This is a genomic window from Pseudomonas sp. S1(2024) (assembly GCF_046557535.1).
Genome location: NZ_JBKGFP010000127.1, coordinates 1 through 13,032, shown reverse-complemented (window position 1 = coordinate 13,032; position 13,032 = coordinate 1). Strand labels below are relative to the sequence as shown.

The following is a 13,032-nucleotide window of genomic DNA, read 5'->3' as shown; positions in this document are numbered from 1 at the left end:
TTCCGTTGCCTGGTCATGCCCCTCCTCTTCTCCTCCCCCCCCTCCCCCCCACCCCCCCCCCCCCCCCCCCCCCCCCCCCCCCCCCCCCCCCCCCCCCCCCCCCCCCCCGCTCCTACAACGACCCCGTCCAGACTACCAATCCAGCTGCAAACAGCTCTCGAAGTAGCGTTCTTCCCCGCTCAACGGGTCTGCAAAGCGCAGGCTCTGCGCCAGCAACTTCAGCGGCCGCTGGTAGTCGTCCTCGTCGTTGAGAAGCTGCGGATAGAATGGGTCATTGCAGATCCCCGCCCCCAGCGCTGCCATGTGCACGCGCAACTGATGGGTCTTGCCAGTTACCGGCGACAGCCCGTAACGCCATAGCTCGCCATTCTTCTCCAGCACTTCGGCCAGGGTTTCGCTGTTGGCCTCCCCCTCTACCTCGTGCATGCGGAAAAACGGCTCGCCATGTACCAGGCGACTTTTGTGCACCAGCGGGAAATCGTGCTGCGGCATGGCCGCCGCAATTGCCTGGTAGCGCTTGTCGATGCGTCGTTCGGGGAACAGCCGCTGGTAGGCACTGCGGCTCTGCGGGTTGGCGGAAAACAGCACAAGCCCGGCGGTATGCCGGTCGATACGGTGCAACGGCACCAGATGCGGGTTGCCCAGGCGGCGGATCAGACGGCGCAGCAAGGTCTGTTCGACGTATTCACCAGTCGGCGTCACAGGCAGGAAATGCGGCTTGTCGGCTACTACCAAGTGCTCATCCACATGCAGTATGGCCTCCTGCACCGGGATCGGCCGCTCGTTCGGCACCTCACGGAAGTAGTGCAATCGCATACCGCGCTTGTAAGGCAGTTCGGCAGAAACCGCCCGCCCTTCGGCATCAAGCACCCGGCCACGGGCAAAACGATCGAGCCACTGGGCGCGGTCGATGGCCTTGAAATGGTCACACAGGCAGTCGAGCACCGTCGCCCAGTTACCGGGGGGCAGGCACACCGTGCTGGCTTGCTGGCGGGCGGGGTCGAAAGGCGTGGTCATGGCAGGGCTCGAAACGTTCACGGCCGCGCATTATCCCCCAAGCCCGCGCCCTCAACCAGCCTGGGCAATGGCCTCGCAGCGATCCTTCAGCCAGCGCAACACCTGCACCGGCTCCCAGCGCCCAGGGTCGTAGAGGGCATACAGCAACCCCTGATACCCCACCACATCCAGCCCGCGGTGATAGCCGGCACGCTGGAACAGGGCCTCGATCTCGGCGAAGCAGGTATTGAAGTGGACCTTGCCGAACGGCGTGCGGTCGTCGGTCACCAGGCCTTCGAGGCGCAGTTCCAGAACAGCGTCGGCCACCCGCTCGACGGGCATGCGGTTGACGCTGTACTTGAGTTGCTCGACATTGAGCATGGCTTCACCTCGACACTGTATTTATATACAGCATACGAATATCCCCTTGCCGCCGTCAATGCGCTTCATTGCAGGCCCGGCAGATAGCCGGTGCCTTTACGGATGGTCAACACCTGGCGCCGAGGGGCGCCGCGCGACACGGCCAGGTGCACCCAGTCATCGAATTCGAGGATCAGCTGGTCGAAGGGGATGGTGCTTTCGCTGATCCGTCGCACAACCTCGCGCGGGGTCACTTCAATCACCGTGAAATCAGCCGCCAGCCCCTGCAGATGCTTGCTCGTCAGCGTCCCGCCAATGCGCTGATTGACTGCGGGGCTGCGATAGCCACTGCTGACGATGACCGGTGCGCCGAACAGCGCGCGCACCTGCTCCAGTGCATTGCACAGCAACTGCAGGTTGGCACGCGCCTCGGCTGGAGGATTGTTGTCGAGCCCTTCCCTGGCGGCGAGCTGCGAAACAGTCATTTCATCGAGGGTGAAATGGGGGGTAATGCGCATGGCTGGATTCCTGATGACCGGTGAAGGATGCCGGCCTCAACGTGCCGGCAGCGGATCATCACAACGCTGCACACCGCATGGAGCAGGGACAGACCTCCCCTGGCGCAATTACTGCGCGAGAAACGCCACCACCTGTTCGGCATCGAACGGCCAGTGCAGCTCGGCGCCGTTGTCACAACGGCGCAGCACCGGAATGATCAGGCCATAGCGTTCGAACAGAGTTTCGTTCTCGGCAATGTCGACCAGTTCCACCAGCAGGCCATGATCGACGAAGGGCATCAGCACGGCCTCGGCCACTTCACACAGGTGGCAGCCGAGGGTGCCGAACAGTTGGCATTCAGGCAGCATGGGGCAAGTCCGCTTTGGCAGGGAGAAACCTATTCTAGGTCCGTCCTGCCCACAGTGCACCTGACCTGGCTCAATCCTGGCTGGTGGCGCCGATACGGTGTAGCGACAGGTCCGCGCCCTGGAACTCCTGCTCATGGCTCAAGCGCAGCCCATGCAGCGCGCGGATTGCACCATACACGGCAAAACCGCCGGCCAATGCCACCACCACGCCCATCAGGCTGCCCAGCAATTGGCTGACCAGGCTGACACCGCCCATGCCACCCAGCACCTCCTGGCCGAAGATGCCGCAGGCCATGCCACCCCATACGCCGCACAGGCCATGCAACGGCCACACACCCAGCACATCGTCGATCTTCCAGCGGTTTTGCGCCGCGGTAAAGGTCCAGACGAACAGCGCCCCCGCCACCAGGCCGGTGGCCAGCGCACCAATCGGGTGCATCAGGTCGGAACCGGCACAAACCGCTACCAGCCCGGCCAGCGGCCCGTTATGCAGGAAGCCCGGGTCGTTACGCCCGGCCAGCAAGGCCGACAGGGTGCCACCGACCATGGCCATCAGCGAGTTGATCGCCACCAGGCCGCTGACACCTTGCAGGGTCTGGGCACTCATGACGTTGAAGCCGAACCAGCCGATGATCAGGATCCACGACCCCAATGCCAAAAAGGGAATGCTCGACGGGGCAAACGCCACCAACCGGCCATCGCGGTAGCGCCCACGGCGCGCGCCCAGCAGCAACACCGCCGCCAGCGCCAGCCAGCCGCCCATGGCATGCACCACCACCGAGCCGGCAAAATCATGGAACGGCGCGCCGAAGCGTGCCTGCAACCAGGCCTGGACGCCCAGGTTGCCGTTCCACACCACGCCCTCGAAGAACGGGTAGATGAACGCTACGATCAACGCCGTGGCACACAGTTGCGGCACAAATCGCGCCCGCTCCGCGATGCCCCCGGAGATGATTGCCGGGATCGCCGCAGCGAAGGTCAGCAGGAAGAAGCACTTGACCAGCGCATAGCCATGGTCGGCAGCCAGCGCTGCCGCCGGCTGGAAGAAGCTGACCCCGTAGGCGATCCAGTAGCCGATGAAGAAGTACACCAATGCCGAAATAGCGAAGTCGCTGAGAATCTTCGACAAGGCGTTGACCTGGTTCTTGTGGCGTACAGTGCCCACTTCGAGAAACGCGAAGCCGGCATGCATGGCCAGCACCAGGATGGCGCCCATGAGAATGAACAGGGTGTTTGAACCGTGGACCAGAGAGTCCATCGCGCTGTGCATGTTTTCCATGAAATAGGCAGACCTGCTGAAAAAGGCACCAGGACAGTTCAAGAACCTGCATCCCTGCACCGAATCGGTGCCAGCTCCCTGCCCCGTTTCGGTGAACCGGGCGGAGCCTGCTTGGTTTTTTCTTGGGTTTGTCGTGGATTGAGTTAAGGTTTATCGGTATCCGCTGCGCTGACGCCCTGAATCGGCGCAATACCCGCCCAGGGCGCCCCGCAACGTGGCAAAGCCTTAGCAAGGCCCATACCAGCGCCGGTACTTGAACCTTCCGCGCGTGCTATTACTCGAACTACCAACACTCATCGACAGGGAGATAACCATGGCCAGCAAATCGGCAAAGACTGCACAAGAGATATTGATGGCTGACTTCCAGGCACTGGTCCGCGACACCGAGAAGCTGCTGGCCGACACTGCCAACCTGGCAGGCGACCAGGCTGACGAGTTGCGTGAACAGATCCACGACCGCCTGACCCAGGCCCGCGAAACCCTGCAACTGACCCAGGACTCGGTGCGGGAACGCGGCCAGGCAGCATTGAGCAGTGCCGAACAGTACGTGCAGGAAAAACCGTGGCAGGCGATCGGCATTGCCGCTGGCGTCGGCCTGTTGATCGGCCTGCTGGCCAACCGGCGCTGAGGGGTTTCCATGGAGAACGACGCCAACGGCGCCAGCGCCTCGGGCAAGCGCCTGGGGGCGGCTGCCCTGGGGCTGCTGCACAGCCACATCGAACTGTTCGGCATCGAATTGCAGGAGCAGAAGGGCCGCACCTTGAGCCTGCTGCTGTTCGCCGGCCTCGCCCTGGTATTCGCCCTGCTTCTGCTGACGGCGTTGTCCGGGCTGTTGCTGGTGCTGCTGTGGGATAGCTATCGCCTGGCCGGCATCATTGGCCTGTGCGTGTTCTACGGCATAGCCGCGCTGTATTGCGGCTTGCGCCTGAAGGCCGCGGTGTTCGACGAGTCGTCGCCCTTCGGCGCCACCCTCGAGGAACTTGCCAAGGACCGGGAGCGCCTGTTGCCATGAGCCTGCCAGAACTGCCAAACACCCGTAACCCGCGGGAACTGCGCAAGGCGCTGCTGCGCCTGCGCATGGAAATGCACCGCCAGGAAATCCGCCACGAATCCGCGCAGTTGCTTGAGCCACTGCGCCGCGTGCGCGGCATGGGCAGCTCACTGCACGACGGGCTGGGCATCAAGCATGCGCCGCTTTGGGGGATTGGCGCAGTGGTGGCGCTGGGCTTCCTCACCGGCAAGGGCGTGCGCAGCGGCAACCTGACGCGGCTGTTGCGCCTGGGCACCAGCCTGCTGCCGTTGCTGCGCCTGTACCTGCAAGGCAGCCGCCGCCCCTGAGCGTTTTCCGTCGACTGCACCGGTCCTATCGCCGGCAAGCCGGCTCCCACCTCGATAGCATCGGCCTCCAGCCATGTGCAATCCCTGTGGGAGCCGGCTTGCCGGCAATAGGGCCATTACAGGCTTACCCCTTGCGCTGCCCTTCCGGACACCGGAAGCTATACCCCTCGATCCACAGGAGACCGCGCCTTGGACTGGCACACCCTGCTCACCCGCGAACGCCTGGGCAAAGCCCTGTACAGCGCCGATGAACTCGGGCGCAGCCCCTTCCACAAAGACCACGACCGCATCATCTTCTCCGGTGCCTTTCGCCGCCTCGGGCGCAAGACCCAGGTGCACCCGGTTTCGAGCAACGACCATATCCATACACGCCTGACCCACTCGCTGGAAGTCAGCTGCGTCGGCCGCTCGCTGGGCATGCGCGTCGGCGAAACCCTGCGCGACAGCCTGCCGGACTGGTGCGCCCCCAGCGACCTGGGGATGATCGTGCAGTCGGCCTGCCTGGCCCATGACATCGGCAACCCACCGTTCGGCCACTCTGGCGAAGACGCCATCCGGCACTGGTTCCAGCAGGCCGCCGGACGTGGCTGGCTGGACGACATGAGCGACGACGAGCGCGCCGACTTCCTCAACTTCGAAGGTAACGCCCAAGGCTTTCGCGTACTCACCCAGCTGGAGTACCACCAGTTCGACGGCGGTACCCGGCTGACCTATGCCACCCTCGGCACTTACCTGAAGTACCCGTGGAGCGCACGCCACGCCGACGCTCTGGGCTACAAGAAGCACAAGTTCGGCAGTTACCAGAGCGAACTGCCGCTGCTCGAGCAGATCGCCCGCAAGCTCGGCCTGCCGCAACTGGAACACCAGCGCTGGGCGCGCCACCCGCTGGTCTACCTGATGGAGGCTGCAGATGACATCTGCTACGCGCTGATCGACCTGGAAGACGGCCTGGAAATGGAGCTGCTGCAATACGCCGAAGTCGAAGCACTGCTGCTCGATCTGGTCGGCGATGACCTGCCGGAAACCTACCGTCAGCTCGGCCCTGGCGATTCCCGGCGGCGCAAGCTGGCGATCCTGCGCGGCAAGGCCATCGAGCACCTGACCAACGCTGCCGCCCGCGCCTTCGTCGAGCAGCAGCAAGCCTTGCTGGCCGGCCAGCTGGCGGGCGACCTGGTCGAACACATGCACGGCCCGGCCAAGCGCTGCGTGCTGCAGGCCAAGGACATGGCACGCAACAAGATCTTCCAGGACAAGCGCAAGACCCTGCACGAGATCGGCGCCTACACCACGCTGGAAATCTTGCTGAACACCTTCTGCGGGGCCGCCCTCGAGCAGCACGGTGGACGCACGCCCTCGTTCAAGAGTCGCCGGGTACTGGACCTGATCGGCAACAATGCCCCCGACCCACACGGCTCGCTGCACAGCGCCTTCCTGCGCATGATCGACTTCATCGCGGGGATGACCGACAGCTATGCCAGTGAAATGGCCCGGGAAATGACCGGGCGCTCCAGCCCGACCTGAGCCCTGCCGGTGCAGCCCGGACATCGCCCGTAGCTGCACCGCACATTGTGGGAAACTTCCTACATATACTGGCGGCAAGTTAAACGGCACGAATAAAAGTAAATGAAAAGTTACCAATCACGCTTTGACAATGAATTAAACGCGCTTATTTCGTAGCCCGAATTGTTTTATCTTGTAAGCCATTTCCCATATAGGGCTAATAGCCCTTCCTCGCATGCCCGATGACTTTCAACTGCGATAAGGTGCCGCCTGTCACCCTCAATCGCCCGCAGGGAAGTTGAACATGCATTCCATATTTATCGTCGACGACCATCCCGTCATCCGCCTGGCCGTTCGTATGTTGCTGGAAAACCAGAATTACAAGGTTGTCGGCGAGTCGGACAACGGCGTGGACGCCATGCAGATGATTCGCGAAGCCGCCCCAGACCTGGTCATCCTCGACATCAGCATCCCCAAACTGGACGGGCTGGAGGTGCTTGCCCGGTTCCAGGCCATGGCCTTGCCCCTGAAAGTACTGGTACTGACCGCGCAATCTCCCGCATTGTTTGCCGTACGCTGCATGCACTCGGGTGCCGCAGGCTATGTGTGCAAGCAGGAGGACCTGAGCGAACTGCTCAGTGCAGTAAAGGCCGTGCTGGCTGGCTACAACTATTTCCCCAGCCAGGCAATCAAGCATAACCAGGCGGTAGATGCCGACCTGCAACTTTTCCGTCAGGTTAATGACCGCGAACTGATGGTGCTGCAACTATTCGCCCAGGGCCGCAGCAACAAGGAAATTGCCAAGGGCATGTTCCTCAGCAGCAAGACCGTCAGTACCTACAAGAAGCGCCTCATGCACAAACTTCAGGTCAATACGCTGGTCGATCTGATTGAAATGGCCAAACGCAACGCGCTGGTCTGAGGGTAGTCATGGCGCACAGTATCGCTCGCCTACTGCTCACCCTGCTCCTGTTCAGCGGCGTGGCACAGGCTACCCATCACGAGGCTTCATCCTATACCTTGCTGGCACGCTCATCGGCCAGGCCGGCATTACCAACGCTCACGGACGCACAACGGCAATGGCTCGAAGGCCGTCAGGAACTGGTGCTGGGTACCTCGGCACCAGACTACCCGCCGTTCGACATCACCAGTGGGGGCCGCGACTACCAGGGCCTTACCGCCGAGTACGCAAGCCTGATCGGCAAGGCCCTGCAGTTGCCCGTGCGGGTGCTGCGCTTTTCCAGCCGGCAAGCGGCGGTCGAGGCGCTCCGGCAGGGCGATATCGACCTCCTTGGCAGCTCCAACGGCTACGAAGCGGCCAGCGATGGCCTGGCCCTGTCGCACCCCTATGCCATCGACCAACCGGTGCTGGTAACGCGCGAGGACGAAAGCCGGGCGCTGGACACGGGCCTGGGCGGCATGCGCCTGGGCATGCTCTACCATTACCTGCCCCGGCAGGAGGTGAACAGCGCCTACCCCAAGGCCGAGCTTCTGGCCTTCGGCTCGTCCAGCCAGGCCCTGAGTGCCGTGGCGTTCGGCCAGGCCGACGTGTTCATCGGTGATACCATTTCCACCCACTACCAGCTCAATCGCGGCCACCTGCCGCGTCTGCGCATGGCCAGTTTCGGCAAGCACGAGGCCATCGGCTTCGGTTTTGCCCTGCGCCGCGAGGACCGGGTCCTGATGGATCTGGTGAACGCCACCCTGGACAGACAGACCTCGGCCATACGCGCCAGCATCTTCAAGCGCTGGAGCGCTGGTAGCGACCTGCTGCTGACCGACCGCAAGCTGCAACTGACCGACACCGAAGAACAATGGCTGAAAGACCACCCGGTGATGCGCGTTGCAATCGATGACACCGCTGCACCGGTCTCCTATTTCGACGGCTCGGGGCATTTTCGCGGCATCACCGCCGACCTGCTCGAACTCCTTCGCCTGCGCACCGGCTTGCGTTTCGAAGTGCAGCGCGCCAGTGGCCTTGCCGACATGATTGCCCGCCTCAAGGATGGCCGCGCCGATGTCATTGCTGCACTGGCCAGCGGCGGGATGAACGAAGACGACCTGCAAATCAGCCAACCCTACCTGGAAAGCGCCTATGTGCTGGTCAGCCGCAAGGACAAACAACCCTTCACCTCGCTGGAACAGCTGCAGGGTCATCGCATCGCCATTACCCGCTACAGCGCCATGGACGCCATGCTGTCGCGGCACTATCCGCAAATCGGCTGGGTCGAGACCGAAAGCTCGTTCTATTCCATGGCGTTGCTCAACAGTGGTGCCGTCGATGCGGTGATCACCACCTTGATCGACGCCAACCACGCCCTGGCTGGCAATCCCGAACTGGTCATCCGGGCCACCGTCGGCAGCGAACCCGCCACCTTCGCCATGGCCACCAGCGCCCCGTCACAAGCGCTGGTGTCAATCCTCGACAAGGCACTGCTGAGCATCTCGCCGGAAGAACTGGGGGTCATCAACAACCGTTGGCGCGGCTTCAGCCTGCACGAGGATGGCAACGACCACGGCTACCGCCGGCTGGCGATACAGGTGGTACTGGGCACCGCCGTGCTGTTGCTGCTGGCCTTGTTGTGGAATGCCCGCCTGCGCCTGCAGATTCGCCAGCGGCAACGCGCCGAACGGGCGCTGAACGACCAGTTGGCGTTCATGCGCGCCCTCCTCAACGGCACGCCCCACCCCATGTACGTGCGTGATCGCGAGGGCCGACTGCAAAGCTGCAACTACAGCTACCTGGAAGCCGTGCAGGCCCGCTCCGAGGAGGTCATCGGCAAAAACCTGGAGGGGAGCCTGTTCGCCGATTACGAGCAGACCCGGCAGATCCACGCCGATTATCTGAAGGTGATGGCCGAAGGCTCGCCGCTGATCATGGACCGGCCACTTCGGATCCAGGGCCGGGAGATGACCATCTACCACTGGATTCTGCCGTACCGCGACTCACTGGGTGAGGTGCAGGGCATCATCGGTGGCTGGATCGACATCAGCGAGCGCCGCCATCTGGTCATGGAGCTGCGCCAGGCCAAGCAGCAGGCCGATGATGCGAACCGCGCCAAAAGCACGTTCCTGGCCACCATCAGCCACGAAATCCGCACCCCGATGAATGCCGTCATCGGCATGCTCGAGCTGGCAGTCAAGCGCGCCGACCAAGGCCGTGTAGACCGCTGTGCGCTGGAGCTGGCCCACCATTCGGCCAAGGACCTGCTGGGCCTGATCGGCGATATCCTCGACATTGTGCGCATCGAGTCCGGGCATTTGTCCCTCGCCCCGGAGGCCGTCGACCTGGCGGCCCTGGTCGAGTCGGTGGGGCGCATTTTCGAGGGCCAGGCCCGGCAGAAAGGCCTGGCCCTGGAGGTGATCATCGCACCGGCCGCCCGCTGCCATGCCCTGCTCGACCCCCTGCGTTTCAAGCAAGTCCTGTCCAACCTGGTAAGCAACGCCATCAAGTTCACCGAGCATGGCCAGGTGCGCATATGCGTCGGCCTGGTGGACGACGGCAGCACTACCCCCGCAGTTCTGGAGCTGGAAGTGCGCGACAGTGGCATCGGTATCCACGCCGACGACCTGCAGCGCCTGTTCAACCCGTTCATCCAGGCCAACCCGCATAGCCAGAGCGCCCGTGCAGGTACCGGGCTGGGCCTGGCCATCTGTCGCAACCTGTGCGAGATGATGGGCGGCAGCCTGACCATAAAGAGCCTGGAGGATGTCGGCACCCAGGTGCGCCTGAAGATGCCGCTGCAGCGGGTTGACGCAGCAGCGCAGCCGGCCCCGCTGATCGAAAACCTCGACGTGCCCGACCCACGGCTGAGCGTGCTGGTGATCGACGACCACCCGGCCAACCTGCAACTGATGGCACAGCAGCTTGGCTACCTGGGGCTTGAGCACACCAGCGCCCAAGACGGTCGCGAAGGCCTGGCTACCTGGCGGGCGGGCGACTTCGATGTGCTGGTGCTCGACTGCAACATGCCGCACATGAACGGTTACCAGCTGGCCACTGCCGTACGTACCGAGGAACGCCATGGCAAGCGGCAGCGCTGCACCATTCTCGGCTACACCGCCAACGCACAGCCGGAGGTACGCCGCAAGTGCCTGAGCGCCGGCATGGACGACTGCCTGCTCAAGCCCATCAGCCTGGGCACGCTCAGCCAGCGTCTTGCCAGTATCCGCCCACGCCGCCAGCAGAAACCGCGCCGCAAGCTCTACCACCTGGACGGCCTGGCCACGGTGGTCGGGCATGACCCGAATGATCGCCAGCGTTTCCTGCAGGCGTTGCAGCAGAGCCTGCAGGCCGACCTGGCCACCTTGATGGCATTGCATCCGCAGCATGACAGCGATGCCATTGCCGAACAGGCGCACAAGGTGCTCAGTGCCGCGCGGATGCTGGAAGCCCCCGAGCTGATGAAAGCCTGCGAAGCCCTCGAGGCAAGCGGCTTGCCTACCACCCAGTTACGCCTGCGGCGCCAGGCACTGGCGCGGCATATGTACCGGGTAGAACGTGCCCTGGCCAGGGAACTGGCCACAGGCACCTGCACACAGGCAGGCAGCCAGGCGTGTTAACTGGTAGACTGCGCGGCGTTATTACCTAAGAGGATTGTTTCATGGCCACAAACCGCTCCCGTCGTCTGCGCAAGAAGCTGTGTGTCGACGAGTTTCAGGAATTGGGCTTCGAGCTGAACCTGGAATTCAAGGAAGATCTGGATGACCAGGCAATCGATGCTTTCCTCGACGCGTTCCTGGCAGAAGCCATGGACGCCAATGGCCTGGACTATGTAGGCGGTGACGATTTCGGCCTGGTGTGCTCGGTCAAACGCGGCTCGGTCAGCGAAGAACAGCGTGCAGCCGTTGAAGCCTGGCTCAAAGGCCGTAGCGAACTGACCAAGATCGAGGTCAGCCCGCTGCTGGACGCCTGGTACCCGGAAAAGCCGATCAACAAGGCCGAGTAATACCGGCCCGGCTCGATCGCTGAAAAGGCCACCCTCAGGGGTGGCTTTTTTATTGGGGGTGCTTTTCCGTCGAACGTGGCGCATCGTCGCTGCGCTTGGGGCATAATGCGTATTCTTTCACCCTGGGGCCATCACTCCTTACAGCCCCAATGCCCTTTTCCCTCGCCGTAGGGTATTTATCGATCATGATCAAAACGCTTCGTCCCCTCGTTCTTGCCGGCCTGCTGTTGCCACTCGCCCTGCCCAGCCAGGCCGCCGCCGTCAACACCACGCTGCCTGCCAAGGTGCAGCAGGCCCTCAAGGCCAACAAGCTGCAGGATTCTGCCCTGTCGCTGGTGATGCTGCCGCTGGACGGCCCCGGCACACCGACCGTGTTCAATGCCGATGTCTCGGTCAACCCGGCCTCGACCATGAAACTGGTCACCACCTACGCCGCCCTCGAACTGCTCGGCCCGACCTTCCAGTGGAAAACCGAGTTCTACACCGACGGCACTCTGAGCAACGGTGTACTCAACGGTAACCTGTACCTCAAAGGTGGCGGCGACCCGAAACTGAACATGGAAAAGCTGTGGCTGCTGATGCGTGACCTGCGCGCCAATGGCGTGCGCACCATCACCGGCGACCTGGTGCTGGACCGCAGCCACTTCGTGCAGCCCAACCTGCCGCAGTTCAACGACGACGGTGGCGATGAGAACAAGCCGTTCCTGGTCAAGCCCGACTCGCTGCTGGTCAACCTCAAGGCCCTGCGTTTCGTGGCCCGCAACGATGGCGGCAAGGTCACCATCGCAGTCGAACCGCCGATTGCCAGCATCCGTATCGACAATCAGGTCAAGGCGGTGGCCTCCAAACAGTGCTCGGGTGATGTGCGTTACAACCCGGTGCAGCAGGCCGATGGCATCAGCGTAACGGTCAGTGGCCAGCTGGCTGACGGCTGCAACTCCCAGACCTATCTGTCGCTGCTCGACCACCAGACCTACGCCGCCGGTGCCGTGCGCGCGATCTGGAACGAGCTGGGTGGCAGCATCCAGGGTGGCGACCGCTTCGAGAACGTGCCCAAGGGCGCTCGCCTGCTGGCCCGTGCCTTCTCGCCAGACCTGGTGGAAGTGATCCGCGACATCAACAAGTACAGCAACAACACCATGGCCCAGCAGCTGTTCCTGAGCCTTGGCGCGCAGTTCCGCACCGATGCCGACGGTGACGACGCCCGCGCCGCCCAGCGCGTGGTGCGCCAGTGGCTGGCGAAGAAGGGCATTACCGCGCCGCACCTGGTGATGGAAAACGGTTCCGGCCTGTCGCGTGCCGAACGGGTCAGCACCCGGGAGATGGCCGCGATGCTGCAGGCTGCCTGGAAGAGCCCTTATGCTGCCGAGTTCATGAGCTCGATGCCGCTGGTGGGTATGGATGGCACCATGCGCAAGCGCCTGAAGCGTACCGCCATGACCGGCGAAGGGCACATCAAGACTGGCACGCTGAATACCGTGCGGGCAATTGCAGGCTTCAGCCGCGACAGCAACGGCCATACCTGGGCGGTGGCGGCGATCCTCAACGATCCGAAACCCTGGGGCGCCTCGCAGGTGCTCGACCAGGTGCTGCTGGACCTGTACCGCCAGCCGAAACTGGCCGGCAGCACTGCGGCCAACTGATAGGTATAGGCAGCCAGTACCGGCCTCTTCGCGGGCTTACCCGCTCCCACAGGTATTGCACCAAGTTCAATAACGGTGCAGTACCTGTGGGAGCGGGCAAG

General features: G+C 63.2%; 13 protein-coding genes. 8 read left to right on the top strand and 5 right to left on the bottom strand.

Translation table 11 applies throughout. The annotated features are described in order from the left end of the window. Window positions 1–132: 132 nt before the first annotated feature. The 5 genes from ACLCGK_RS31050 to ACLCGK_RS31030 all read right to left on the bottom strand — a co-directional run bounded on the left by ACLCGK_RS31050 (window position 133) and on the right by ACLCGK_RS31030 (window position 3,501). Window positions 133–1,017 carry a pseudouridine synthase gene (locus ACLCGK_RS31050; protein WP_015269509.1) on the bottom strand — a complete coding sequence of 295 codons (885 nt, stop codon included), beginning with the start codon at window positions 1,015–1,017 and terminating at the stop codon, window positions 133–135. Between the two features lie 51 nt (window positions 1,018–1,068). Continuing rightward, the gene (locus tag ACLCGK_RS31045; protein WP_039614911.1) at window positions 1,069–1,377 is read right to left on the bottom strand and encodes a hypothetical protein; all 309 of its coding nucleotides are present in this window, start codon (window positions 1,375–1,377) and stop codon (window positions 1,069–1,071) included. 65 nt (window positions 1,378–1,442) lie between these two features. Beyond that, window positions 1,443–1,874 carry a D-Ala-D-Ala carboxypeptidase family metallohydrolase gene (locus ACLCGK_RS31040; protein ID WP_023661723.1) on the bottom strand — a complete coding sequence of 144 codons (432 nt, stop codon included), beginning with the start codon at window positions 1,872–1,874 and terminating at the stop codon, window positions 1,443–1,445. A gap of 108 nt (window positions 1,875–1,982) precedes the next feature. Then, window positions 1,983–2,222, bottom strand: a complete 240-nt coding sequence (locus ACLCGK_RS31035; RefSeq protein WP_004376101.1) for a glutaredoxin family protein — start codon at window positions 2,220–2,222, stop codon at window positions 1,983–1,985. A gap of 70 nt (window positions 2,223–2,292) precedes the next feature. After that, on the bottom strand, window positions 2,293–3,501 hold the full coding sequence (locus ACLCGK_RS31030; protein WP_015269506.1) for an ammonium transporter: 1,209 nt from the start codon (window positions 3,499–3,501) through the stop codon (window positions 2,293–2,295). 313 nt (window positions 3,502–3,814) lie between these two features. Here ACLCGK_RS31030 and ACLCGK_RS31025 point away from each other — a divergent pair, with 313 nt between their 5' ends. The 8 genes from ACLCGK_RS31025 to dacB all read left to right on the top strand — a co-directional run bounded on the left by ACLCGK_RS31025 (window position 3,815) and on the right by dacB (window position 12,931). Beyond that, entirely contained in the window at window positions 3,815–4,129 is a 315-nt protein-coding gene (locus tag ACLCGK_RS31025; protein WP_013971684.1) for a YqjD family protein, read from the top strand. A gap of 9 nt (window positions 4,130–4,138) precedes the next feature. Continuing rightward, complete coding sequence (locus ACLCGK_RS31020) at window positions 4,139–4,513, top strand: phage holin family protein (RefSeq protein WP_013971683.1); 375 nt, start codon at window positions 4,139–4,141, stop codon at window positions 4,511–4,513. Then, window positions 4,510–4,839: a hypothetical protein gene (locus tag ACLCGK_RS31015; protein WP_410953566.1), complete on the top strand. Its 330-nt coding sequence runs from the start codon at window positions 4,510–4,512 to the stop codon at window positions 4,837–4,839. Before ACLCGK_RS31020 ends, ACLCGK_RS31015 begins: the two co-directional genes overlap by 4 nt. A gap of 189 nt (window positions 4,840–5,028) precedes the next feature. Beyond that, a complete protein-coding gene (locus tag ACLCGK_RS31010) occupies window positions 5,029–6,360 on the top strand; it encodes a deoxyguanosinetriphosphate triphosphohydrolase (protein ID WP_013971681.1) in 1,332 nt (443 codons plus the stop codon). A gap of 283 nt (window positions 6,361–6,643) precedes the next feature. Beyond that, window positions 6,644–7,261 carry a response regulator gene (locus tag ACLCGK_RS31005; protein WP_367245640.1) on the top strand — a complete coding sequence of 206 codons (618 nt, stop codon included), beginning with the start codon at window positions 6,644–6,646 and terminating at the stop codon, window positions 7,259–7,261. Between the two features lie 8 nt (window positions 7,262–7,269). Beyond that, on the top strand, window positions 7,270–10,902 hold the full coding sequence (locus tag ACLCGK_RS31000; protein WP_410953565.1) for an ATP-binding protein: 3,633 nt from the start codon (window positions 7,270–7,272) through the stop codon (window positions 10,900–10,902). Window positions 10,903–10,943: 41 nt separating this feature from the next. Continuing rightward, a complete protein-coding gene (locus ACLCGK_RS30995) occupies window positions 10,944–11,288 on the top strand; it encodes a YggL family protein (RefSeq protein ID WP_004376110.1) in 345 nt (114 codons plus the stop codon). A gap of 185 nt (window positions 11,289–11,473) precedes the next feature. Next, the gene (gene dacB / locus ACLCGK_RS30990) at window positions 11,474–12,931 is read left to right on the top strand and encodes a D-alanyl-D-alanine carboxypeptidase/D-alanyl-D-alanine-endopeptidase (protein ID WP_410953564.1); all 1,458 of its coding nucleotides are present in this window, start codon (window positions 11,474–11,476) and stop codon (window positions 12,929–12,931) included. Window positions 12,932–13,032: the final 101 nt, after the last annotated feature.

Coding starts and splice junctions, on each gene's coding strand:
- ACLCGK_RS31050 (WP_015269509.1), bottom strand. CDS start 1,017: ATGACCACGCCTTTCGACCCCGCCCGCCAGCAAGCCAGCACGGTGTGC.
- ACLCGK_RS31045 (WP_039614911.1), bottom strand. CDS start 1,377: ATGCTCAATGTCGAGCAACTCAAGTACAGCGTCAACCGCATGCCCGTC.
- ACLCGK_RS31040 (WP_023661723.1), bottom strand. CDS start 1,874: ATGCGCATTACCCCCCATTTCACCCTCGATGAAATGACTGTTTCGCAG.
- ACLCGK_RS31035 (WP_004376101.1), bottom strand. CDS start 2,222: ATGCTGCCTGAATGCCAACTGTTCGGCACCCTCGGCTGCCACCTGTGT.
- ACLCGK_RS31030 (WP_015269506.1), bottom strand. CDS start 3,501: ATGGAAAACATGCACAGCGCGATGGACTCTCTGGTCCACGGTTCAAAC.
- ACLCGK_RS31025 (WP_013971684.1), top strand. CDS start 3,815: ATGGCCAGCAAATCGGCAAAGACTGCACAAGAGATATTGATGGCTGAC.
- ACLCGK_RS31020 (WP_013971683.1), top strand. CDS start 4,139: ATGGAGAACGACGCCAACGGCGCCAGCGCCTCGGGCAAGCGCCTGGGG.
- ACLCGK_RS31015 (WP_410953566.1), top strand. CDS start 4,510: ATGAGCCTGCCAGAACTGCCAAACACCCGTAACCCGCGGGAACTGCGC.
- ACLCGK_RS31005 (WP_367245640.1), top strand. CDS start 6,644: ATGCATTCCATATTTATCGTCGACGACCATCCCGTCATCCGCCTGGCC.
- ACLCGK_RS31000 (WP_410953565.1), top strand. CDS start 7,270: ATGGCGCACAGTATCGCTCGCCTACTGCTCACCCTGCTCCTGTTCAGC.
- ACLCGK_RS30995 (WP_004376110.1), top strand. CDS start 10,944: ATGGCCACAAACCGCTCCCGTCGTCTGCGCAAGAAGCTGTGTGTCGAC.
- dacB (WP_410953564.1), top strand. CDS start 11,474: ATGATCAAAACGCTTCGTCCCCTCGTTCTTGCCGGCCTGCTGTTGCCA.